The sequence below is a fragment of the Agrobacterium tumefaciens genome (assembly GCF_005221325.1).
Lineage (GTDB): Bacteria > Pseudomonadota > Alphaproteobacteria > Rhizobiales > Rhizobiaceae > Agrobacterium.
Map to the genome: position 1 here is coordinate 2,093,745 of NZ_CP039888.1, position 21,512 is coordinate 2,115,256.

The 21,512-nt window shown below is 59.1% G+C and carries 20 protein-coding genes and 1 tRNA gene; 7 read left to right on the plus strand and 14 right to left on the minus strand.

Translation table 11 applies throughout. The annotated features are described in order from the left end of the window. The first annotated feature begins 65 nt into the window (after window positions 1–65). Entirely contained in the window at window positions 66–542 is a 477-nt protein-coding gene (locus CFBP5499_RS10880; protein ID WP_080824489.1) for a hypothetical protein, read from the plus strand. 55 nt (window positions 543–597) lie between these two features. On the opposite strand, the gene CFBP5499_RS10885 is transcribed toward CFBP5499_RS10880, so the two are convergent. After that, on the minus strand, window positions 598–861 hold the full coding sequence (locus tag CFBP5499_RS10885; RefSeq protein WP_080824488.1) for a hypothetical protein: 264 nt from the start codon (window positions 859–861) through the stop codon (window positions 598–600). A 260-nt stretch (window positions 862–1,121) separates the two neighbouring features. Further along, window positions 1,122–1,628, minus strand: a complete 507-nt coding sequence (locus CFBP5499_RS10890) for a MarR family winged helix-turn-helix transcriptional regulator (RefSeq protein ID WP_080824487.1) — start codon at window positions 1,626–1,628, stop codon at window positions 1,122–1,124. A gap of 523 nt (window positions 1,629–2,151) precedes the next feature. Here CFBP5499_RS10890 and CFBP5499_RS10895 point away from each other — a divergent pair. From CFBP5499_RS10895 to CFBP5499_RS10905, 3 genes are all read left to right on the plus strand, one after another. Continuing rightward, a tRNA-Arg gene (locus CFBP5499_RS10895) sits at window positions 2,152–2,228 on the plus strand. A 177-nt stretch (window positions 2,229–2,405) separates the two neighbouring features. Then, a complete protein-coding gene (locus tag CFBP5499_RS10900) occupies window positions 2,406–2,654 on the plus strand; it encodes a BrnT family toxin (RefSeq protein ID WP_080824486.1) in 249 nt (82 codons plus the stop codon). Then, window positions 2,654–2,977, plus strand: a complete 324-nt coding sequence (locus CFBP5499_RS10905; RefSeq protein ID WP_175416686.1) for a BrnA antitoxin family protein — start codon at window positions 2,654–2,656, stop codon at window positions 2,975–2,977. The genes CFBP5499_RS10900 and CFBP5499_RS10905 overlap by 1 nt, the downstream gene beginning before the upstream one ends. Window positions 2,978–3,163: 186 nt before the next feature. On the opposite strand, the gene uppW is transcribed toward CFBP5499_RS10905, so the two are convergent. The 9 genes from uppW to CFBP5499_RS10950 form a co-directional block, all read right to left on the minus strand. Then, on the minus strand, window positions 3,164–4,567 hold the full coding sequence (uppW, locus tag CFBP5499_RS10910) for a Wzy-type polysaccharide biosynthesis protein UppW (protein WP_080824485.1): 1,404 nt from the start codon (window positions 4,565–4,567) through the stop codon (window positions 3,164–3,166). A 242-nt stretch (window positions 4,568–4,809) separates the two neighbouring features. Further along, complete coding sequence (locus CFBP5499_RS10915) at window positions 4,810–6,759, minus strand: methyl-accepting chemotaxis protein (RefSeq protein WP_137066279.1); 1,950 nt, start codon at window positions 6,757–6,759, stop codon at window positions 4,810–4,812. A 510-nt stretch (window positions 6,760–7,269) separates the two neighbouring features. After that, window positions 7,270–9,219 carry a methyl-accepting chemotaxis protein gene (locus CFBP5499_RS10920; protein WP_080824484.1) on the minus strand — a complete coding sequence of 650 codons (1,950 nt, stop codon included), beginning with the start codon at window positions 9,217–9,219 and terminating at the stop codon, window positions 7,270–7,272. Window positions 9,220–9,667: 448 nt separating this feature from the next. Further along, entirely contained in the window at window positions 9,668–10,861 is a 1,194-nt protein-coding gene (locus tag CFBP5499_RS10925) for an MFS transporter (RefSeq protein ID WP_080824483.1), read from the minus strand. Window positions 10,862–11,003: 142 nt separating this feature from the next. Beyond that, the gene (locus CFBP5499_RS10930; RefSeq protein ID WP_080824482.1) at window positions 11,004–11,918 is read right to left on the minus strand and encodes a homocysteine S-methyltransferase family protein; all 915 of its coding nucleotides are present in this window, start codon (window positions 11,916–11,918) and stop codon (window positions 11,004–11,006) included. Window positions 11,919–11,938: 20 nt separating this feature from the next. Beyond that, on the minus strand, window positions 11,939–12,628 hold the full coding sequence (locus CFBP5499_RS10935) for an ABC transporter permease (RefSeq protein WP_080824481.1): 690 nt from the start codon (window positions 12,626–12,628) through the stop codon (window positions 11,939–11,941). Between the two features lie 12 nt (window positions 12,629–12,640). Beyond that, window positions 12,641–13,363, minus strand: coding sequence for an ABC transporter permease (locus CFBP5499_RS10940; RefSeq protein WP_080824480.1), 723 nt, complete (start codon window positions 13,361–13,363; stop codon window positions 12,641–12,643). A gap of 19 nt (window positions 13,364–13,382) precedes the next feature. Further along, complete coding sequence (locus CFBP5499_RS10945; protein ID WP_080824479.1) at window positions 13,383–14,153, minus strand: transporter substrate-binding domain-containing protein; 771 nt, start codon at window positions 14,151–14,153, stop codon at window positions 13,383–13,385. 40 nt (window positions 14,154–14,193) lie between these two features. Beyond that, a complete protein-coding gene (locus CFBP5499_RS10950; protein WP_080824478.1) occupies window positions 14,194–14,973 on the minus strand; it encodes an ABC transporter ATP-binding protein in 780 nt (259 codons plus the stop codon). Window positions 14,974–15,746: 773 nt separating this feature from the next. On the opposite strand from CFBP5499_RS10950, the gene CFBP5499_RS10965 reads away from it, so the two are divergent. Continuing rightward, complete coding sequence (locus tag CFBP5499_RS10965) at window positions 15,747–16,814, plus strand: GNAT family N-acetyltransferase (RefSeq protein WP_175416779.1); 1,068 nt, start codon at window positions 15,747–15,749, stop codon at window positions 16,812–16,814. Between the two features lie 42 nt (window positions 16,815–16,856). Here CFBP5499_RS10965 and uppG read toward each other — a convergent pair whose 3' ends face one another. Beyond that, the gene (gene uppG / locus CFBP5499_RS10970; RefSeq protein ID WP_175416780.1) at window positions 16,857–17,936 is read right to left on the minus strand and encodes a polysaccharide biosynthesis glycosyltransferase UppG; all 1,080 of its coding nucleotides are present in this window, start codon (window positions 17,934–17,936) and stop codon (window positions 16,857–16,859) included. Between the two features lie 2 nt (window positions 17,937–17,938). Then, window positions 17,939–19,006 carry a polysaccharide biosynthesis UDP-hexose transferase UppI gene (gene uppI, locus CFBP5499_RS10975; protein WP_080827238.1) on the minus strand — a complete coding sequence of 356 codons (1,068 nt, stop codon included), beginning with the start codon at window positions 19,004–19,006 and terminating at the stop codon, window positions 17,939–17,941. 211 nt (window positions 19,007–19,217) lie between these two features. On the opposite strand from uppI, the gene uppH reads away from it, so the two are divergent. Then, window positions 19,218–20,129 carry a polysaccharide biosynthesis endo-1,4-beta-xylanase UppH gene (uppH, locus tag CFBP5499_RS10980; protein ID WP_272869004.1) on the plus strand — a complete coding sequence of 304 codons (912 nt, stop codon included), beginning with the start codon at window positions 19,218–19,220 and terminating at the stop codon, window positions 20,127–20,129. Between the two features lie 8 nt (window positions 20,130–20,137). Next, a complete protein-coding gene (uppJ, locus tag CFBP5499_RS10985; RefSeq protein WP_080824475.1) occupies window positions 20,138–21,082 on the plus strand; it encodes a polysaccharide biosynthesis UDP-hexose transferase UppJ in 945 nt (314 codons plus the stop codon). 23 nt (window positions 21,083–21,105) lie between these two features. On the opposite strand, the gene CFBP5499_RS10990 is transcribed toward uppJ, so the two are convergent. Continuing rightward, a complete protein-coding gene (locus CFBP5499_RS10990) occupies window positions 21,106–21,354 on the minus strand; it encodes a hypothetical protein (protein ID WP_080824474.1) in 249 nt (82 codons plus the stop codon). Window positions 21,355–21,512: the final 158 nt, after the last annotated feature.

Sequence of the window (21,512 nt, forward strand, 5' to 3'; positions counted from 1 at the left end):
AGCCCGACACCACCTTCATCCTCTATAGAAGCCGGATCATTGAGGCCGGCGCAGGGAACAGCCGCATGCTCTTCGGACAATCCGTCTTCCAGTCGGTCGTCGAAAGACTGAAACAGGAGAAAGAAGAAGAAGACGCGGAGCTTTCACCGCCCGCCGGCCACCGCATTGCCGGTTTCAGCTCGGGTTTCGTTGTCGATACACATATCGAAGCGCCGCAGCCGGCAAACGGCAATCTCGATGCCTATCTCGCCTTCCTGGCCGACCCCGCACCACCGCTGGAACCTCAACCGGAGCCTGAACCGGAACTGATGCCGGCCCATCTCGAAAAAACCGCGCTTGCCGACGTGTCCGCGGAACTGGCAATCCGGGAAACCGACACGGCCGCAACGCTTGCGGAAAAACGCCGGGCTTTCGCTCGGCTCAATCATCCCGATCGGGTGAAACCACAATTCCGGCACAATGCCACCCTGCGCATGACGGCGGCCAATCTGCTGATCGACCAGGCACTTCGCATGCTGCGGACCCGGGCGCATTTCCGCTAAAACCAGGCGGTGAGATTAATACGGGAAATGCTTCAAACCGAAGATGAGGACCGCTTCAGCCCGCATCGTTCTTGTCGGCAGGCGCGCTTTCGGAAGCAGGCTCCCCCGCCTCGTCCCTGGGCGCAGCGTCGTTGCTCGCGTGTTTGAACTTCAGCAGCAATTCATAGGCCGCATAAGCGCCGATGCCGCCGACGATGGTTCCCCAGAAAAACTCGCGATTGACGAATTCGATGACGGCCCATGCGGCGCAAAAGCCGACGATGAGCAACCGGACCCACAGCGGGCGATAAAGCGGGTGACTCGTATCGATATTCAGCATGGCGTTCCCGTTCCGGGCCTTTCCAGTCAATCGCATGGTTGCGGCTCTCATGCCGCAGGGCGCGAGGATATCCATGCGTCTTGGCGGTTTCGAAGGCAAATTGCAACGCAATTCAGCCCGCTGCCGATCAGGCTGCCGTGAAAAACGGAAACGGGGAGATCGTCACCGCGGCCGCTGGCGATGGGAGACAGCCCCATTGACGTCACACGCCCCATCTTGCGGCCACTAGGATTTTCGATTGCCGTCGGCCTCTTCGAACTTCAGTCGCGCAGGCGTCCCAGCAGAGCCAGAAGCTGATCGCGGGCCTTTTTGCCGCCGATTCTGTCGATCAGCTTTTCCTCGCGGTCCCGCCATGTATTGGAAAGCCGTTCGAGCAGGCTGCTGCCCTCCGGCGTCATGTCGAGGAAATGAACGCGTCTGTCCTCTTCCGACTTGCGGCGGACGAGCAGCCCCTTCTCTTCCATGCTATCGACGATCGCGACGAAATTGGCGCGCTGGATGCCCAGCGCTTCCGCCACATCGCTCTGTTTCAAGCCCGAATTGCCGCCCACGATGACGAGAACGGAAAAATCGGCCGGCCGCAATCCCTGCTCCGTCAGCACATCGGCAAAACCGTTTGCCACGGCAAGTTGCGAGTGCCGCAAATGATAGCTGATGGCAGTCGTCAGCAATCCATAGTCGATTGCCGTATCATGCGCGGCTTCCGCGCTGCCGCTTTCGCTCTTTTCCGTCCGCGGCCCGTTGCTATGTGCCAGTCGCAAAGCCATCCGATCCCCCGCCTGATTCGTTCCCTTACCTTGTCGAAGTTATAACCGACAACGCTGCGAAACTGTATCCCAAATAAATGTAGATGATACTAATATTGTATAATAATTTGACAGTTAAACGCCAGAGAAGCAAACCGGAACCCAAATTCGGCATCCGGCGAACGAAAAAAGTATGACTATTTACCCGCCAATTTTAAGGGGATAAAATCGCCTCCCGCACCGGGCTTGAAGGGCATTGCCGCAATCCGGCCGCCCCTTCACGAAAGGGACAAAACAGCGGACGGGCCGGGCAATAAGATACTACTTATAAGAGAAAATAGATTCCGCTAAAAAAGCAATACGCCAAACGACGCACTACCCGCATCGCCGCAGAAAAAGCCCGCGACCACCCCACAAAAGGCCACCACGCCCGCCCCCGCCCGAAAACAGGCAAGGTTTCGCAAATCTTTGATTTTTAGACATTGATGCAAAAACAAAGCTGGGGTATGAACCAACCGCTGCACGCGATTCAAGCGTGACCGCTGCACCCGTAGCTCAGCTGGATAGAGTGTTGGATTCCGATTCCAAAGGTCACAGGTTCGAATCCTGTCGGGTGCGCCATATTTCCCAGGCTTTTAGGCCATCGCCTCCAGTTTTAGAAATTCCTACAGGAAACATATAGGACGCGCTTGGGAAGCGCTGTGAAACCTTACTACCCCGAAGCGTGGTGACAACCCTCCATTTTTACGTACGTACAAAAATCTGGCTTTCGTTGACTATTTGTTGTACATACACAATATGAAAATCGCTTACGACGAAACAAAGCGGCTGACGAACATCGAGAAACACGTTCTCGACTTCGCCGATCTGACGATTGAGTTCTTCGCAGGCTCTGTCGTCCTTCCAGCCAAGGAAAACCGCTTTTTGGCCGTAGGTGAGTTTCAGGGCCGCATCATCATCATCGCAGTGGTGTTCTGCAAGTTGGGTTCGCAGGCCCTATCTGTCATCTCGATGCGGCCAGCCAGCTCCAAGGAAAGGAGTCTATAATGCCAGTAGAATTTTCTTCGAAACGCCCGCTCACGGATAAGGAAGAAGCGGAAATCCAAAAAATGATCGCGTCCGACCCAGAGGCCCCCGAAGCCACTGATGAAGATATAGCGCAAGCAAAACCGTTCCCAGAAGTTTTCCCCGATCTTTCGAAAAGCATTGACCGGGAGATTGCGCGCCGAGGAAGGCCGAAAGTGGAGACGCCGAAAACACCCGTCACAATCCGCCTCGACCCTGATGTGGTCGAACACTACAAGGCCATGGGCAAGGGTTGGCAGTCGCGCATCAACAGCGATTTGAGAAAGCTAACCGGTCTCCGCTGACGGCCCAAAGAGGCCGCCCGGCACAAACCCGGCGGCCGTTGTATGGTGCGCCGCCAAAGCAATGCGCGACCGGCCGCAACGACACTGTTCCGCGTAACACCTCTTGCACGGTCCGGTCCTGATTGACCTCTGTCCGTCCCAAGCAAACAAACAGACCATAACTGCCCGAACTCATTCAACACGTCTTCAGTCAGTCTCCGCGTTTGGCGTCGGCTGAGTAATCGCGAGCTTTTTTCGAACAACCGGCAATCCCGGATGCGGTATCTTCACCCTGTCCGCATCTTTGGCGGTTCGGGCAGGCTCCGGTTCGGTCTCATCCTCCACAAGGCTGGCATTCGCCTGCAGATGCAGGCCCATCACTGCCACCAGGAGGAAAAACCAGACGAAACCGGCGCTGAGCAGGAACAGGGTTTCCAGAAAGCCGTAAAGCAGCACATAAAGCCAGACACCGACATAAAACCGCGTGAGCGGGCTGTTCCGTGTGGCCCCGTCCATTTTGCCGAGATAGTGGAGCGGCAGCAGGCAGATCCACATCAGCACCAGCACCAGACCCGGTATGCCACCCTCAAGCAATAGATCGAAATAGCCACTGTGGGAAGACGGCGCGGTGGTCGCCCAGCTGTTGTTTTCGGTGAAGCTCGACATCAGGGTGTCGCTGCGCCAGAAGGCCTGGTACCCGTATCCGACAATCGGGCTTTGGCGGATATAATCGATGGCGACGGTCCAGATATCGGTTCTGCCCGTAAAACTGGCGTCTATACCCATCCGCGTCAGCATCTGCGCAAATACCGGGTCGATTGTGGTGCCCACGGTCACAATGGTGCAGACCGATAAAAGCAGGGTGACCACCGCATATCGCCAGCGGGGCCAGCGCACGATGAACCAGCCGGCCGAGACGACGATAGGCATCAAGCCGAGTACCGTCTTGCCGCCTGACTTGACCAGAAAGATCACCGATAGCAGTAGCAGGAGCAAGCCGCCGATGAGGGACCAGCGCTTGCAGAGATAGATCGCCACGATGATCAGCACCGCCATGACCGAGGCGGCCTCGTTCTTGTGCTGGAAAACCCCGCGCCAGTTACCCGCCAGAAGCGGCTCCAGCGCGTCGCCCGCCTGATGGATGGACCGCGACGGCAGCACGACGACGCCGAAGTAACACAGGAACAGGATGATCATGACGCAGCCGGCAAGCAGCGTGGTGAATTGCCGTTCCGTTCGCGGCAATTGCAGAAAGCAGCCGGCGAGCACACAGATGATGGCGCACATGACAAGCCGCCTGATCGAAAACATCGGCGCTTCCCCCATGAGCGAGGTGAAGACAAACCAGCCGAAAATCGCTGCCATCAGCAGGCGCGGCGTGAAGAGAAGAGCAAACGAATGCTCCTTCGCCATGAAGGCCAGGAAGCTGGCAAGCAGGATGATCGCGGTCAACTGGTTGAGCAGGTTGGACCCGGCCGCCATGGCGGATCCCTGATAGGTCGAAGAAAGCGAAATATAGGGCGAAAAGCCGACCGTGAAATAAAGGAACGTCACATAAAACAGCGCATTCCGCCAATATCCACGCGCCTGTCCTTCCTGCGCTGCATCCATAGGGGGATCTTCTCTGCTTTTTCCATCCGGCCCACATCGCGCCGATGCTTCGTCCGGTAACAGGACTATCCCGCCAAAATCCTATTTTTTAGTTATTTATAATTCACGGATAAATAGCAGCCATTCGGACACAAAGCATGGTCGCTTTGTAGTCGGCGCTTAGAAAACGGTTTTCGAAAACGAAAAATATTTATCGGCGGGGATCGCTCCCCGCCGAAGCTCACATTGCAGCCAATCGGCGATCAGAACTCCTGCCAGTCGTCCTTCGATGTATCCAGCGCAGCATTGCCCGAGAATGCCGAAGCAAGCTTGCGGCCAAGCGCCCGCACGGGAGATGCCACCGATCTGTCGCTGCCGGCGGCACTGCGCACCGGAGCCGGCTGGCCCTGATGCTGATAAGCGCCCTCGGCCAGCTTGAACTGCGAAAGCAGCTGGTTCAGCGACTGCACTTCCTTGGCAAGGCTGTGGCTTGCGGCATTGGTCTCCTCAACCATGGCCGCGTTCTTCTGCGTGTCCTGATCCATCTGGTTCACAGCCGTATTGATCTGCTGCAATCCCGACGACTGCTCCTGCGCGGCCTCAACGATGGACACGACGTGCCGGTTGATTTCCTGCACTTCCGATACGATCGTCACCAGCGCCTTGCCGGTGTCGCCCACCAGCTGCACGCCCTGCTTTACCTGATCATTCGAGGTGGTGATCAGCGCCTTGATCTCCTTGGCCGCATTGGCGGACCGTTGCGCAAGCTCGCGTACCTCCTGTGCGACGACGGCAAAACCCTTGCCGGCTTCGCCCGCACGCGCCGCTTCCACACCGGCATTCAGCGCCAGAAGATTGGTCTGGAAGGCGATCTCATCGATCACGCCGATGATGTTGCTGATCTCGTTGGCGGATTTGGAAATCTGTTCCATGGCGACCACGGCGCGGCGCACCACTTCGCCGGATTGTTCGGCACCCGCCTTGGCGCGGCTGACGATCTGGCCCGCCTCCTGTGCGCGTTTGGTGGAATCCCGCACGGTCGTGGTGATTTCCTCCAGGGCTGCTGCGGTCTCTTCGACGGCGGCGGCCTGCTGTTCGGTGCGCTTGGCCAGATCGTCGGCAGCCGACTTGATCTCGTTTGCGCCTGCACCGATACCGCCGGCATTCTGCGCAACCCGGGTCAGTGCCGATTGCAGCTTCTCGGCCGACATGTTGAAGTCGTTGCGGACACCATCGAGCGTCGCCGTGAACGGCTGGTTGATGCGATAGGAAACATCGCCGTCGGAAAGCTTCGAAAGGCCGGCCGCGAGATTATCGACGGCGAATTTGACGTCGGCGGCTTCCCTTGCCTTCTGCTGCTCGCGCTCGATGCGGTCCTTCTCCGACATCGACCGGTTGGCTTCGGTTTCCTGCTCGAGACGAATGCGCGCGATCGCATTCTCGCGGAACACCTGAACCGCGACCGCCATCTGGCCAACTTCGTCCTTCCGCTCCATGCCGTCAATCTCGGCCGCCGTCTCGCCGCCGGCAAGCGACGCCATACGCTCACGCAGCCGCGCAATCGGCGTGGTGATACCACGAGAGGCCACGAAAAGTGCGAGGATGATGCCGGCGAGGAAGACGATCCCCACAACCACCAGCGAGGTCAGGATCGTCGAATTGGTCTGGTCGGTCAGATCGTCGCTGCCCTTGATGATGCCCTTGGAAAGCTTGTCCACCAGCGCCGTTATGGCTGTCGAAGTCGCCGCGATGGATGTATCCGCCTTGAGGAGCTGGGCGGCTGATTCCGCATTCTTGTTAGCCATTCCAAGCTCGACGGCCTTGTCGGTCATGTCGGTAATTGTCTGTGACTGCGCGATGAAGGCATCCATGGCGGCAGCCTCCTCGGGAAAAACACCCTTCACCTTGTTGAGGCGCTGCAGGAGGAGTGTTTTGCTTTCATTGTAAGTCTGTTTGGCAACCTTTATCTCCGGCCCATCCGCATCATAAGCCATGATCTGATAGGCACCGTAAGCGACCGCCGACAGGTTGCGGTTGGCACGCGCCAGCTCCACCAGAGCCGCATTGTCATTGGCTATGAAATCCGAATAGGCGGTGTCCGCTTCCTTGTAACGGCTGGCCATGAATGTGGTGGCACCGAGGCCAACGACGCAGAGCGGAAGAATGAGCGACAGAATTTTGGTGCGGATACTGGCATTTTGAAGAAAGGACACGGGAAACCCTTTAAAAGATGGGAGACCGCTCCTTCCCCGTGCCGGAGGTGTTCGGCGAAAATGACATTGCACGTCAAACGCCTTCAACATCAAGGCTTTACTGACCGCTTGCAGGCTCGCCGCGATGTGACGGCCAGAACAACGCCTTCGCCAACACGGTGAAACCTGACGATGCTGCTCCGCCGGCGAGCGACGGCCACAGACTCAATTTTTGGGAAAAAGCACGCAAAACCGCCGGACGCGACGTCAATCTATTTTCCGACAATAATATTATAATCAAAAACTTTATAATCTGTTCACAATGAAATGCAGAGGGATGATGCCGGTGACGGGTTGAGGGCTTCGATCGTCCTGGCTGTCGGGCATTGTCGTCCCACAACAACAGACACTGGCGATGCGGGTCACCATCAAATTTGTGCCACGCAGACGGTTTTCGCCTGCGTGGCATTTGCCTTTGGTCATGCGGAACAGTCCAGTCGAAGCCCGGACCGAGGAACGGGTCGCTACCCCTCAGAATTCCTGCCAGTCGCCCTTTGACGTATCCAGCGCAGCATTGCCCGAGAATGCCGAAGCAAGCTTGCGGCCAAGCGCCCGCACGGGAGATGCCACCGATCTGTCGCTGCCGGCGGCACTGCGCACCGGAGCCGGCTGGCCCTGATGCTGATAAGCGCCCTCGGCCAGCTTGAACTGCGAAAGCAGCTGGTTCAGCGACTGCACTTCCTTGGCAAGGCTGTGGCTTGCGGCATTGGTCTCCTCAACCATGGCCGCGTTCTTCTGCGTGTCCTGATCCATCTGGTTCACAGCCGTATTGATCTGCTGCAATCCCGACGACTGCTCCTGCGCGGCCTCGACGATGGACACAACGTGCCGGTTGATTTCCTGCACTTCCGATACGATCGTCACCAGCGCCTTGCCGGTGTCGCCCACCAGCTGCACGCCCTGCTTTACCTGATCGTTCGAGGTGGTGATCAGCGCCTTGATCTCCTTTGCCGCATTGGCGGAACGCTGCGCAAGCTCGCGCACCTCCTGTGCGACGACGGCAAAACCCTTGCCGGCTTCGCCCGCACGCGCCGCTTCCACACCGGCATTCAGCGCCAGAAGATTGGTCTGGAAGGCGATCTCATCGATCACGCCGATGATGTTGCTGATCTCGTTGGCGGATTTGGAAATTTGTTCCATGGCGACCACGGCGCGGCGCACCACTTCGCCGGATTGTTCCGCGCCCGCCTTGGCACGGCTGACGATCTGGCCCGCCTCCTGTGCGCGTTTGGTGGAATCCCGCACGGTCGTGGTGATTTCCTCCAGAGCTGCTGCGGTCTCTTCGACGGCGGCAGCCTGCTGTTCGGTGCGCTTGGCCAGATCGTCGGCAGCCGACTTGATCTCGTTTGCGCCCGCACCAATACCGCCGGCATTCTGCGCAACCCGGGTCAGTGCCGATTGCAGCTTCTCGGCCGACATGTTGAAGTCGTTGCGGACACCATCGAGCGTCGCCGTGAACGGCTGGTTGATGCGATAGGAAACATCGCCATCGGAAAGCTTCGAAAGGCCGGCCGCGAGATTATCGACGGCGAATTTGACGTCGGCGGCTTCCCTTGCCTTCTGCTGCTCGCGCTCGATGCGGTCCTTCTCCGACATCGACCGGTTGGCTTCGGTTTCCTGCTCGAGACGAATGCGCGCGATGGCATTCTCGCGGAACACCTGAACCGCGACCGCCATCTGGCCAACTTCGTCCTTCCGCTCCATGCCGTCAATCTCGGCCGCCGTCTCGCCGCCGGCAAGCGACGCCATACGCTCACGCAGCCGGGCAATCGGCGTGGTGATGCCGCGAGAGGCCACGAAAAGTGCGAGGATGATGCCGGCGAGGAAGACGATCCCCACAACCACCAGCGAGGTCAGGATCGTCGAATTGGTCTGGTCGGTCAGATCGTCGCTGCCTCTGACCACGCCTTTGGCAAGCTTGTCCAGCAACGCCGTCAGGGTAACGGACAAGCTCTGAAGCGAAACGTCTGCCTTCAGGAGTAATGCTGCAGACTCAGCGTTCTTGTTGGCCATGCCAAGCTCGACGGCCTTGTCGGTGATTTGCGCGATGGACTGGGATTGCGTGATCAAGACGTCGACAGCGGCGCGCTCCTCTGGAAACACGGCCTTGACGTTGCCGAGCCGCTCCAGAAGCTGGCGCTTGCTGTCATTATAGGCCTGCTTGGCGACATTGATTTCCGGCCCATTCGCGTCATAGGCCATCACCTGATAGGCGCCATAAGCCAGAGCGATGAGATTGCGGTTTGCCCGCGCAAGTTCCACCAGCGCAGCATTGTCGCTGGCTACGAATTCGGAATAGGCGGTGTCGGCTTCCTTATAGCGCGTGGCCATGAACGCGGCGGCGCCAAGACCGACGATGCAGAGCGGTAAAATAAGTGACATAATTTTGGTGCGGATACTGGCATTGTGAAGAAAGGACACGGGAAACCCTTTAAAAGATGGGAGACCGCTCCTTTCCCGTGCCGGAGGTGTTCGGCAAAAATGACATTGCACGTCGAAAGCCTTCATCATCAAGGCTTGATCAGCCGGATCATCGGCTCTGGCCGCAACCTGCGTTATGCACTGGCCCGCAACCGGTGATCCTGCCCCTGAAATTTCGGAAGGTCCCTGTTCCGGTGGTCTGGCGGTTCCTCAACAGGTGGAAACGCCAGATCGCGACTTGAAGAAGAATGTTAAACAGTACTTTATAATACTCTTGTATTTGTTTCGTTGTAAAATAATTATACTTAAAAACTTTATAATTTCTTTATGTCGCATGGCCTGCGACATGAAGACTGCGGCAGCAGGACGGGGCTCTTCAACACCGGCCCTCACTGCTTGCGGCGGCATCAGCGGCATGCCTCCGCCGCCACGCTGTGCCTCATCCGCCTCAGGTTAAAGGCTGCTCTTTCCGCATCCCCGTGCGGCGCTGAAAGATCGTGGCAATGGCGGCAAGTCCGGCCATGGCGGCAAAGACCACGGCGATATCACGATAGGTCGTCGCAAAACCAAACCGGGCAATCCATGGCTGGCTTGCCAGCGGCGAGATGAAATGCCCGAGAAACATAGAAGCCGTGACGATGCCGGCGATACGCCCGCGCAACCGCAGCGGCGCAAGCATGATCGTCGTGGACATGATGGACGGCATCACGGCGCCGAGACCAGCCCCCACCACGGCCAGCGCCGACAGCATGGAGACCAGACCGCCTGCCGTGGCAAGCAGCGCAAAACCCGTGGCCATCAACACCAGCCCGGCCGCCAGAATGACGGTCACGCCAATCCGCGCCCGCAACCGCCCGAAGCTGAGCGCCATCAGCGCGCCGGCCAGATTGAAGATGCCGATGGCATATCCGGCAACGCTTCCGGAAAACACCCCTAGCTCCCGCAGGAAGAACGGCAATTGCGAGGGGATGGTATAAAACAGGGCATTGACGAGAAACACCGCCATGGCCAGCACGGCCACCAGCAACCAGTTGACCGCAAGGGCCTTTTCATCATTGCGCGTGGCGCGGCTGCTGTTCCTTGCCGGTTCCCTCAGGAAAAACAGGGCCGCCGGCAGGATGAGCAGCGCCACGGCATAGACAGCAAAGGGCGCGCGCCAGTGGATATCCGCGAGCCATCCACCCGCCACCACGAAAACAACGCCACCCAGCTGGGTGAAGGCCTGTTGCAGGCCCAGATAACGCTCCCGCGCCGGCCCCTCGAAATTATCGCCCACCAGCGCCGTGCCGATGGTCATGATGCCGCCGATCGCAAGCCCCAGAAAGGCGCGGCCGACGAGCAGGCCGGTAAGACTGTCGGCAAAAAGGCCTGATATGCCGGACAGGCTGTAAAGCAGGATCGCGCCGAGCAGCAGCCGCTTGCGGCCGAAACGATCCGCCAGCACGCCGGCAACGGGCGCGCAGAGCGCCACGAAAACCGACGGCAATGTCAGCACCATGCGGCTCATGATCTCGACATCAGGTGTCGACAGGAAGTTTTGCTCTATGGCAGGCAACGAGGGCGCAACCGTGGTTCCGGCCATGATGGTGAGCGTAGCGACGAACAGCAGCGTCAGTTTCAGCGCCGTGGAATTCTCGGTCATGGAACGTCCTTCAATAGTGTTCCATGCTCTGATAATTCCTCAACTATAGTTGAGGTCAATAGCCGCGGACAAAAAAAGCGGCGAGCCTTTCAGCCCGCCGCGCTTATTCCCGATAGTGGCGATGAATGCGCCGCCGGCCGCCTCAGGCGGCCGCGCGCCGCAAAGCAGTCGCAACCGTGTGGATATGGGCAGCACCGATACCGCAGCAGCCGCCGATCATGGTTGCGCCGGCATCCGCCCAGGAGCAGGCGAAACGCGAATAGACATCGTCGGTCAGGTCGGCGCGGGTGCCATGCAGGCCTTCATTGGCGGCAGAATCGCCCTGTTCGCCTTCGAAGGCATTGGCATAAACGCCGATCTCAAGCGATACGCCCTTGTCCGCGAAGACGACGGAGGCGGTTTCGACGGCGGCCTTCATGATTTCCGGCTTGCTGCAATTGAACAGCAGGGCGGCAGCGCCCGATTGTGCCGCCCATTCGGCGGCCGCCTTTACGGTTTCGCCGGAGCGCAAGGCAGGTTCGCCGCCGCTGGTCGCAGTCGCATCATCGTTGAGCGTGAAGGAAACCCAGAACGGCTTGCCTGTTGCGGCAACGGCCACACGCACGGCCTCACCCTCGGCGATCAGGCTCAGCGTCTCGCCGAGCCAGACATCGGCGGAAGGAGCGAGATTATCGACCAGCACCTTGAGATAGTCCTGTACCCGCGAGGCATCGAAATTCTGCGGCTCGTAGGAACCGAAGATCGGCGGCAACGAGCCGGCAACCAGCACATCACGACGGCTCGCATCCGCTGCCTCGCGCGCGAGCTGCCCGGAAAGGGCGATCAGCGATGCGCCATCCTTCTGAAAGCGCTCCTCGCCGATGTGGAACGGCACCAGTGCATAGGAATTGGTGGTGACGACATCGGCACCGGCCTCGATGAATTCCGCATGCACCTGCCGCACGATGTCAGGCGAATTGATGAGCGCCAGCGCCGACCATTCCGGCTGTTTCAGCTCGGCGCCGAGCCGCTGCAATTCGCGGCTCATGCCGCCGTCGAGGATACGGATAGTGCCCATGTTCATACTCCTTGAACGATTTACCGCCGGACCGGCACCTGCCGTTCGACAATGCCGAAACAGCGGGCGATGATGGCGGTGAGAATGAGATAAAAGACGGTGACGACGATCAGCGGCTCATAGACCAGAAGCGTATCCTGCCGCACCTTGTAGGCCACGGCGTAGAGGTCCATCACAGTGACCGTAAAGGCAAGCGGCGTCGCCTTCAGCTGCATCACCACCTCGCCGGCGATGGTCGGCAGCGCAATGCGGATCGCGCGCGGCAACCAGATGCGGCGAATGAGGGTGAAGCGGCCCATACCGAAAGCCCGGCCCGCCTCCAGCTCGCCCTTCGGCACGGCCAAAAGCGCGCCGCGCAGCACCTCGGCCTCATAGGCCGCGTAATTCAGCGTGAAGCTGACGGCGGCGAAGAAAAACCCCTCGCGCAGCACCGGCCACATGAAGCTCTGGCGCAGGCCGGGGATCATCGGCAGAAACGAGCCGACGCCGTAATACAGTAGCCAGAGCTGAATCAAAAGCGGCGTGCCGCGAAAGAAGGTGCAATAGGCGCGCGCCAGATTTTTCGTCACCCGCCCGCCGCTGACCTGCGCGAAGGCAAGCCCGATGGCGAGAAGAAAACCGATGCTGACGGAGATGACGAGCAGCGCCAGCGTCTGCCATGCGCCGGATAAAAGCAGCGGCCAATATTTGGCGACCCATGAAAAATCCATGCCGTTCCCCCCTCAGGCCAAGGCCGGCTGGCCGCGCCGCACCCGGCGTTCCAGCAGTGAAAAGACGAGGTTGGAGACGAGCGTGATGGCGAGATAAAGAAACGCCGCGGCAAGGAAGAACAGGAAATATTGCTTGGTGCTGGCCCCCGCTAAGCGCGTCGCGAGCGCCAGTTCCTGATAGCCGACCACCGCCACCAGCGCGCTGTCCTTGGTCACCGCAAGCCAGAGATTGGCAAGGCCCGGCAGCGCATTCGGCAGCAGTGCCGGCAGGACCACACGGCGGAAACGCAAGGCCGGCGACATGCCGAAGGCGCGCGCCGCCTCGATCTGGCCGTTCGGCACGGCAAGGATCGCGCCGCGCAGCACCTCGGTCATATAGGCGCCCTGCACGAAACCCAGAACCGCGACGGCGGCAACAAAGCCGTTCACCTCAAGCGGCGGCAGTCCCATCAGCTGCAGCAACCGGTTCAAACCATCGGTGCCAGCATAATAAAGCCCGACGATGAGGATCAGTTCGGGAACGGCGCGGATCGCCGTGGTGTAGAAATTGAGCAGCAGGCCAAGCGGCCTGTTGCCGGAAAGCTTGCCGAGCGCGCCGGCAAGCCCGATGACGATGCCGATCAGGTAAGCACCGGCGGAAATGGCAAGCGTCGAAGCCGCACCCTTCAAAAGGGTGCCGCCCCATCCCGGAGGATAGGGTGACAAAAGCTGCAACGTGGTTTCAAGGCTTGCCATTGATGTGACCGGTCAGAGCTTATTTACCGTAAATATCGAAGCTGAAGTACTTCTTGGTGATCTCGTCATATTTCCCGCTGGCGCGGACGGCGACGAGAGCAGCGTTCAGCTTGTTCTTCAGTTCCGTATCGTCCTTGCGCAGGCCGCCGGAAACGCCAAGCCCGAGGATTTCCTTGTCGTCAGCCACATTGCCCATGTCGGCGCAGCAATCCTTGCCGGCATCGCTCTTCACGAAGGCATCGAGAACCAGCGAGTCGCCGAACACATAGTCGATACGGCCAGCGGCAAGATCCTGAAACGCCTCGTCCAGCGTCTGATAGGTCTTTTCGTCAGCAACATCAGCGAAATATTTCTTGTAATATTCGGACTGGATGGTCGCGACCTGAATGCCGATGGTCTTGCCCTTGACGTCTTCCGGCGCAGCACCCGGCTTGCCATCCTTGGCGCCGATCAGCTTGCTCGGCGTGTTGTAATATTTGTTGGTGAAATCGATGATCTTCTCGCGCTCTTCCGTGTTCGACATGGACGACCAGATGACATCGAACTTCTTCGTCTGCAGCGCCGGGATGAGGCCATCCCAGGACAACTCGACGATCGAGCATTTTTCCTTCATTTCCGCGCAGACGGCGTCCATGAGATCGATTTCCCAGCCCTGCCACTTGCCGCTGGCATCCTTGGCGAAGAAGGGCGGGTAGGATTCGTTCATGATGCCGAAGCGGACATCGGCGCTGGCGGTGAAGGCGGAAACCGCAAATGCCGTTCCGGCAAGCAGCGTGGCGAAGAATTTCATTCAAGTCTCTCCTGTTAAAACGGACTGTCAGGTAAAAAGGTCAATTGGCCAGCGCGCCGGTAAATTCCCGGCAGCGGGCGCTCGTGGGGTTGCCGAACACCTGTGCCGGCGGCCCCGCTTCCTCCACCCGGCCCTGATGCAGAAACACGACTTCCGAAGAAACATCCCGGGCAAAGCGCATTTCGTGGGTGACGAGCAGCATGGTGCGGCCTTCCTCAGCCAGATCGCGGATGACCTTCAGCACTTCGCCCACCAGTTCCGGGTCAAGCGCCGAAGTGGGTTCGTCGAACAGCATCACCGCCGGCTCCATGCAGAGCGCGCGCGCAATGGCGGCGCGCTGCTGCTGCCCGCCGGACAGAAAGGCCGGATAGGCATTTTTCTTGTCATAGAGGCCGACCTTGTTCAGCAGGGCTTCGGCCTTTTCAACCGCTTCATGCCGCCTGACGCCCAGAACGTGAACGGGCGCCTCGATGACATTTTCAAGAACGGTGCGATGGGCCCAGAGATTGAAATTCTGGAACACCATGCCAAGCCCGGTCCGCAGTTTTTCCACCTGCCGCCAGCTTTTCGGCACGGCCTTGCCGTCCCTGCCGGCCTTCGTGGCGATCTCTTCGCCATTGACGACGACCCGGCCGCGATCCGGCGTTTCGAGAAAGTTGATGCAGCGCAGAAAGGTGCTCTTGCCGGAACCGGATGAGCCGATGATCGATATGACATCGCCCTTGTGGGCTTTCAGCGAAACGCCCTTCAAAACTTCATGCGTGCCGAAGCTCTTGTGGATGTCATCCGCCTCGAGCGCACAGGCGCCTTTATCTGTCATCTCTTGACCTAGCCGATCCATTCTTTAGTGCCAGCCACGCCAATATCATGGGTTTTCGCGGGGAGACATGCACAATAACAAAGACTTGTGCCGCGCATGTTTAGCGAAAATCGCTGCAAACGCGCGCAACAATCGGCTCTTTTACATATTCGCCACGAAAAATCATTTCAAAATTCATCGAGAGCGGATTACCGGCGAAGCCTGTTGCGTGAGGAGCGCCGGCGCCATGGCCGGTTCCGGACGCGACAAATTGCAGGAAGCGGCCGGCATTAAAACGCGTGCTTCGAATAGCCGGCAATACGGGGTCTCCTGCACAATCCGATTTTTTAGTTATCCATGATGCACGGCGAAATAGCACAGCGATTAGTCGCCGCCGCCGTAAGCAATCAAAACCGGCAACGAAAGGTCAGGATCGTCATTTCCGAAAAGTAGACTTCAAAAGCCGGAAACGTTGAACAAATCTGTACCATATTTCACCCTTTGGTTGCTCGTTTAAATATAGTTTGTTAACCAACCGCACGGCAGGCAATATCCAGTAACAGACTGATATAGCGGAATTTTGTTTTTCCGCAGCGCTTCACAAGCTGTGCGTCCAACTGGTTTTATATCTATATTAATAAGTTCAAATATACGCTGCCTATGGTTGATTTCGTAAATGCGCAAAAAGCTGGAGGCCGACGGTGGACGTTCAGATACACACCAATATTGGCGATGGCGACAGCAGTGAGGCGACACAACGCCCGGTTCAGCTGAGCGCAACCGGCGTTCGCCCCATGCGCAGGGATGACCTCCCCGCCGTTGAGACCGTGCTCAACAGCGCTTTCAAGAAGACAGGGCAGGAGCGTAACTTCGACTTCCGCTCCTATATCGAAAGACTGTTCTTCGGCAGTCCCGCCTTCAGCCCGGAGAACGGCAGCGTCGTCTACGATACCGGCGACAGGGTCACGAGCGTCATCCTCGCCATACCCATGCGTTTCGTCGTCCATGGAAAAACCATTACCGCAAGGCTGCTGTGCGCTTTCGCATCGGACGGCAAACTCGGTGCGCTCGGAGCAGCGCGCCTCTCGCGCGGCATGCGGGCATCAAAACACGACATGTTGTTTTCGGATACGGCATCCCCCGTCAGCGCCGATCACTGGGTGGCTATCGGCGGCAATATGCTGCCGATCGAAAGCCTGCAATGGCACAAGGCGCTCAAGCCCTTCTGCACGATCGCGCTGCGCATGCCACGCCGTTCGAAACTGGCCAAGACCACGCTTGCCCTGACGACGCTTGGCTTCGTGGATGGAATCCTGCGACGGTGGAAGAAGGGTTTAAGGCCGCCTGAGGTCGCCGGCGCCAGGGTGAGAGCCGTGGATTACGAAACCTTCCGCCGCGAAGCGCTCGCAAAGATCGAGCGTTTTTCCATTCGTCCGGAATGGTCCTACGAGGAGTTCCATTGGCTGGTGGAGATGAGCAGGGCCAATGAAAGCCTCGGCGAACTGAAAAGCCTGGTGATCGAGAATGCCGAAGGCTATGTCATGGGCGCCGCCCTGTTTTTCGGCCAGCGGGGACGGACGGCCTATGTGCTCAATCTCGTCTGCGACGCCGGTCGCGAAAACGATGTTCTCAACACGCTGTTCTGCCATTTCGATGACGAGAATTATGCCCACATCACCGGCATGTCGCAGCCCTTTCTCATCAACGCGCTTTATCGCCAGAACCATATGAGCTTCCGCCATGACGGCTATTTCTGCATGGCCACCCGCGATGACGCCCTGAGGGAAAAGGCGCTGGCCGGCGACATCTATATAGGCGGGCTGTGCTCGGAAAGCTGGAGCAAGCTCATCACCGACTATTGAGGCCCCTGCCCGGCCCCGGAACGGAACACGGGCGCGACGCGCTCAAGCCTTGGTGAAACGCCCGACATTGGCCGAGATCAGATGGCGAAGCGCTTTCGCGTAACGTTTGGAGCGCGTCTTGGCGGCCAGCGCGCTTCCCCAGTCCACCATCGATCCGTTGATATCGAAATCGCCAAGCTGGCCTTCGGGAATATCGCCTTTTTCGATGCGCTCGACGATCGAGGGAAGCGCCGCGTAAAATTCCGGCGAACGATAGGGCGGATGCAGCGAATACATGCCCTTGCCCGTGCCGAGAAAATCGAGCCGGTGAACGCCGCTGCGCATCATGTTGGTGCTCAGCACTTCCTCCGCGGGCATGGAGACCGGCTGCTGGTTATAGGCATAGGAGCGGATGCGCCGTTTGACATCCGGCCGCAACAGTTCCAGCGAGCCGATCCGCTTGGCGAAACGCTCCATGTCGATCATGAAAAGCCGCGTGGAAACGGTGGCGAAACGCCAGGTGGGAATGCGCGACGGCAACTTGCGTGGCGCAGGAATATTCTTCACCCCGGGCATGCCGACATGGCGGGAAATATCGAGATCGCCGCGCACCGTCGGCGGCCCGGAAAATGGCGTGATGCACAGCGCATCCGGATTGGCCTTCTGCAGCGCAATCGCCTCGCTGAACCAGCTCTGGCTGCCGCCGCCGAACATCATGTCGCTGTCCATATGCAACACGTAACGGGCATTGGCGCGTTTCAGCCCGTAAAAATAGGCATGGAACGGCCCACCGTCGAAAGCCTTGGCGGGATAGGGGATCGGCGAGCGCGAAAAGAAGGTCTGCGTCACCGCGCCGCGCGCCGCATCGCTGTAATCGACGATATCCACATGCAGATGCGGATAGTTGATCTGCATCTCGTCCAGCATGTCGAACAGACGCTGGCGCGCCGCATCAAAACCATTGCCCTTGTAACGGCCGGCCCCCACCTGGCCCGTATCAACGGTCAGGAGAATACGGTCCACCTGCCCGCCCCAGACCCTGAGCTGATGCGGCAGGGTAAGGGCCGCATGCGGGGCATCGAAGGGATGGAGGTTGATTTGCAGCGCCTTTTGTACAGGAGGAAGCGGCATTTCAGCATTCATAGTCATGCACCACGGTTCCGGAATTCGTTGATGACGGCCATCATGGGTTTTTCGTTGAAACTCCAGTCGAGCGGCAGCGGCCGGTTGGCGGTTCCGTCCCGGCGCGGATAGGCCCAGCGGATCCAGCTATATTGATCCGAAATGCCCCATGTCGTGATGGAGGAAAGCGGCCCGCCCGCAGAAGCAGCGTCAAGAAACTCGCGGACCTGGCCGGTGATCAGCATGTCGCGCTCGGCCTCCGGTGTGGGCAGCGTCTGATCCATCACGTCAAGCTCCGTCACCAGGACGGCAAGACCGTAACTGCGCATTTCCGTCGTGAAGGCGGCAAGCTCGTCCTTGGCGATCGGCCATCCGCCGCGCAAATGCCCCTGCAGGCCGACGGCGTTGATCGGCGCACCCTTTTCGAGCAGTTCGAGAATGAGATTGCGGAAGGCCGCACGTTTGGCCGGCGATTTCTCGACGGCAAATTCGACGTCATATTCGTTGAGAACGAGCTGCGCCTTCGGATCGACCGCATGGGCGATGTCAAAAGCCTTCTTGATGGCATCCGGCCCGGCGCCGTAATACCAGGCATCGCGCCGCGCACGCACATTGGCAGGCACGTCGGGGATCGGTTCGTTGACCACATCCCAGCTGTGGATCACGTCCTTATACCGTTCCATCACGGTGACGATATGGGTCTCCATCAGCTTCTCGACCTTCGCGCCGCCAACGCTGGCAAGCCACGGCGCGTTGGAGGCATACCAGATCAGCGGATGGCCATGCATGGAAAGCTTGTGCTGGCGCGCGAAGTTGGCGAGTGCATCCGCAGCGGCGAAATCGAAAACCTCTGCAGAAGGCCGCATCACCTCCCATTTCATTTCGGTGACGGGGGTAATGCGCGAGCAATATTTCACCACCGCCTCACCGATGCGGCTGTCGGCGGTAAGATCTGGCAGGTAGACGGCCGCGCCATAAGGAGCGGTCTTGAACGTGGCTTTTTTCTGCGCGGCAAAGGCCGGGCCGGCCACGGCATGCAACAGGCCAGCGCTTGCCGCACCACCCAGAAAATTCCGCCGCCCGATCCGCATCAACCCGCCTCCGCAACCCAGCGCATCGGCATCCAAAGGGACGCACGACGCTCTTATTCTCAAAACATAACATTCCAATCATGCCAAAAGGATATTAAAGATTTGCAAGGTTAACCGACGCTATACCACGTCATAATTGGTGAGGCTCGCTTAATGCGGTAGTAACTTCACTGTGAGAATGCTTGGCCCGCCCCTCATGGAGTTGAAAAGCTTGGTCTCCGTCTCGATTGTCATTCCCGTTCGCAATGGCGAACGTTACATCGTGGAAGCGATCGAAAGCGTGTTGCTGCAGGGCGAGACCATCCGCGAAGTGCTTGTCGTCGATGACGGCTCCACCGACGCCACCGCCCAAAGGGTGGAAGGGTTTTCCGATCCCCGCGTCAAATTGCTGGCCCGACCGCAGGGAAGGCAGGGCGTTTCCGCCGTGCGCAATTTCGGCCTGTCGCAGGCGCGCGGCGAATGGACGATGTTTCTCGATGCCGATGATCGTCTGAAACCGGGCGCCATCGCAGCGCTGTGCGCCGGCATCTCCGGCCCTGACGTCGTCGCCGTCTACGGCGATTATGAGCGTATCGACGAAAACGGCACAAAGATCGGCCGGCGCAACCTCATCCGCCGCCGGGAAAAGCCTGACGGTTTCATTCTTCAGCCGCTGCTCGGCGGAAACTTCATCGTCAATGGCGGCATCATGCTGGTCAGAACCCGCATCTTCCAGGATTTCGGCGGTTTCGACGAGACGTTGCGTTATGCGGAAGACTGGTATGGCTGGTGCCGGCTGGCCGCGGCCGGCCGTTTCGTTTATCTCCCCGGCTGCCATGTGCTCGATTACCGGGTGCACAGGACGAGCGTGATGATGAACAAGCTTCTGACCTTCCGCGATTGCGAACCGGCCATCGAAGCCGTGTTTTCCGATCCCGCCATCGTCGCCGCCATTTCCCCGCAGGAACTGAGGCGGCTCCGCCACCGGTCCGAAAACCACATGAATGCCTATACCGTGGCGCAGGCCTTCCGCGCCCGCCGTTACCGCGAGGCGTTTTCGGCGCTTGCCGATACCATCCTCAACCGCCCGCGCCAGAGCCTCAGGGCCGTGGTCTTTTCCGCCGCCGCACTTGCCGGAATTTAGGAGTTTCCATGCCCGAGATCATGCCGGAAGCGGTGGTGTGCATTCCCAGTTTCCGCCGGCCGGAAGGCCTGCAAAAGACGCTTGCCTCGCTCGCAGCCCAGAAGGTCGATTTTCCCTTCGCCGTCGTCGTGGTCGATAATGATGGCGCAGGCCAGCAGGGCCTTGCCGTCGCGCGCGCATTTTTTGCGCAAAGCCACATGTCCGGTCAGGCACTGGTGGAGCCGACGCAGGGCAATTGTTACGCCATCAACACGGCATTCCGCACCGCCCGGCAGACTTATCCATCAGCGCAATGGTTCCTGATGATCGATGACGACGAGGCCGCCTCCCCCGTCTGGCTTGCCGAAATGGTGTCGGCGGCAAGATCCTTCGGCGTCGATATCGTCGGCGGACCGGTCAACCGCGAATTCGACGCACCGGCTTCGAAGGCGGTCCTGTCGCATCCGCTGTTCGGCTCCATCGAAGCGCCGACCGGCCTTGTCGAGCAAATCCACGGATCGGGCAATTGCCTGATCTCGCGGCGGGTGTTCGAAAGCCTGCCGAAGCCGGAATTCGACGTGCAGTTCAACTTCCTCGGCGGCGGCGACATGGATTTCTTCACCCGCTGCCGCAAGGCCGGCTTTAAGTTCGCCTGGAATGCACGCGCCGTCATCATCGAATATGTGCCGGAAAGCCGGATGGCGCCGCGCTGGATCATGGAGCGCTCGCTCCGCACCGGCATCATCAATTACAGCATCGACCGCGCCCGCCGCCCCGGCCTGAAGGGTGGGCTGCTGCTCGCCGCCAAAAACGCCGTCAGCCTGTGTCTGTCTCTGGTGCGCGCCGTTTCCGCCGGGCTGAAAACCGGCGCACTGCTGCCCGCCACACATCCACCGCTCATGTCCATCGGCCGGGTGATGGCAAGTCTCGGCATCACGCTCACGCCCTACAAGGCGCCGACGAAGAAGAGCTGAACCGCAATCGCTCCCGCCACGGGTTAGCTGAGGGTCTTTTCCCTGCCAAACGAAAGCACGTTCAGGCACCGTTTCTGCAAACCGAACGACGAAAAAGCTGTCGCGAGAACGAGGAGTGGCACGAGCACCGGCCAGAAGAAACACAGGACAATACCGGTCACCCGATAGAAATCCCAATTCTTGTCGCGGCGAGCACCTTCAATATAGGTCATGGCGAGAGAGGTGGCGGTGCCAATTCCATATATGAAAAGAGAAATGGACGTAATCACCATGGGTGTCCCCAAAAATATCTCTGATTCGAATAAATTTCTAATATTTGGCTAGTGTAGCGCGGTCCTTCGCAGTTGCAACGAATTTCAGCGGCAAAGCCCGTTCGCTCAATACGTTAGAGAAACCTGATGTACGTTGTGCAACGCGATATGATTGCTGC

Excerpts from the sequence above, each read along its gene's own strand:
- CFBP5499_RS10885 (WP_080824488.1), bottom strand. The coding sequence starts at position 861 with ATGCTGAATATCGATACGAGTCACCCGCTTTATCGCCCGCTGTGGGTC.
- uppW (WP_080824485.1), bottom strand. The coding sequence starts at position 4,567 with ATGGATGCAGCGCAGGAAGGACAGGCGCGTGGATATTGGCGGAATGCG.
- CFBP5499_RS10940 (WP_080824480.1), bottom strand. The coding sequence starts at position 13,363 with ATGGCAAGCCTTGAAACCACGTTGCAGCTTTTGTCACCCTATCCTCCG.
- CFBP5499_RS10950 (WP_080824478.1), bottom strand. The coding sequence starts at position 14,973 with ATGACAGATAAAGGCGCCTGTGCGCTCGAGGCGGATGACATCCACAAG.
- CFBP5499_RS10925 (WP_080824483.1), bottom strand. The coding sequence starts at position 10,861 with ATGACCGAGAATTCCACGGCGCTGAAACTGACGCTGCTGTTCGTCGCT.
- uppG (WP_175416780.1), bottom strand. The coding sequence starts at position 17,936 with ATGAATGCTGAAATGCCGCTTCCTCCTGTACAAAAGGCGCTGCAAATC.
- CFBP5499_RS10890 (WP_080824487.1), bottom strand. The coding sequence starts at position 1,628 with ATGGCTTTGCGACTGGCACATAGCAACGGGCCGCGGACGGAAAAGAGC.
- CFBP5499_RS10900 (WP_080824486.1), top strand. The coding sequence starts at position 2,406 with ATGAAAATCGCTTACGACGAAACAAAGCGGCTGACGAACATCGAGAAA.
- CFBP5499_RS10945 (WP_080824479.1), bottom strand. The coding sequence starts at position 14,153 with ATGAAATTCTTCGCCACGCTGCTTGCCGGAACGGCATTTGCGGTTTCC.
- CFBP5499_RS10935 (WP_080824481.1), bottom strand. The coding sequence starts at position 12,628 with ATGGATTTTTCATGGGTCGCCAAATATTGGCCGCTGCTTTTATCCGGC.
- CFBP5499_RS10990 (WP_080824474.1), bottom strand. The coding sequence starts at position 21,354 with ATGGTGATTACGTCCATTTCTCTTTTCATATATGGAATTGGCACCGCC.
- uppJ (WP_080824475.1), top strand. The coding sequence starts at position 20,138 with ATGCCCGAGATCATGCCGGAAGCGGTGGTGTGCATTCCCAGTTTCCGC.
- uppI (WP_080827238.1), bottom strand. The coding sequence starts at position 19,006 with ATGCGGATCGGGCGGCGGAATTTTCTGGGTGGTGCGGCAAGCGCTGGC.
- CFBP5499_RS10965 (WP_175416779.1), top strand. The coding sequence starts at position 15,747 with ATGCGCAGGGATGACCTCCCCGCCGTTGAGACCGTGCTCAACAGCGCT.
- CFBP5499_RS10930 (WP_080824482.1), bottom strand. The coding sequence starts at position 11,918 with ATGGGCACTATCCGTATCCTCGACGGCGGCATGAGCCGCGAATTGCAG.
- CFBP5499_RS10880 (WP_080824489.1), top strand. The coding sequence starts at position 66 with ATGCTCTTCGGACAATCCGTCTTCCAGTCGGTCGTCGAAAGACTGAAA.
- CFBP5499_RS10905 (WP_175416686.1), top strand. The coding sequence starts at position 2,654 with ATGCCAGTAGAATTTTCTTCGAAACGCCCGCTCACGGATAAGGAAGAA.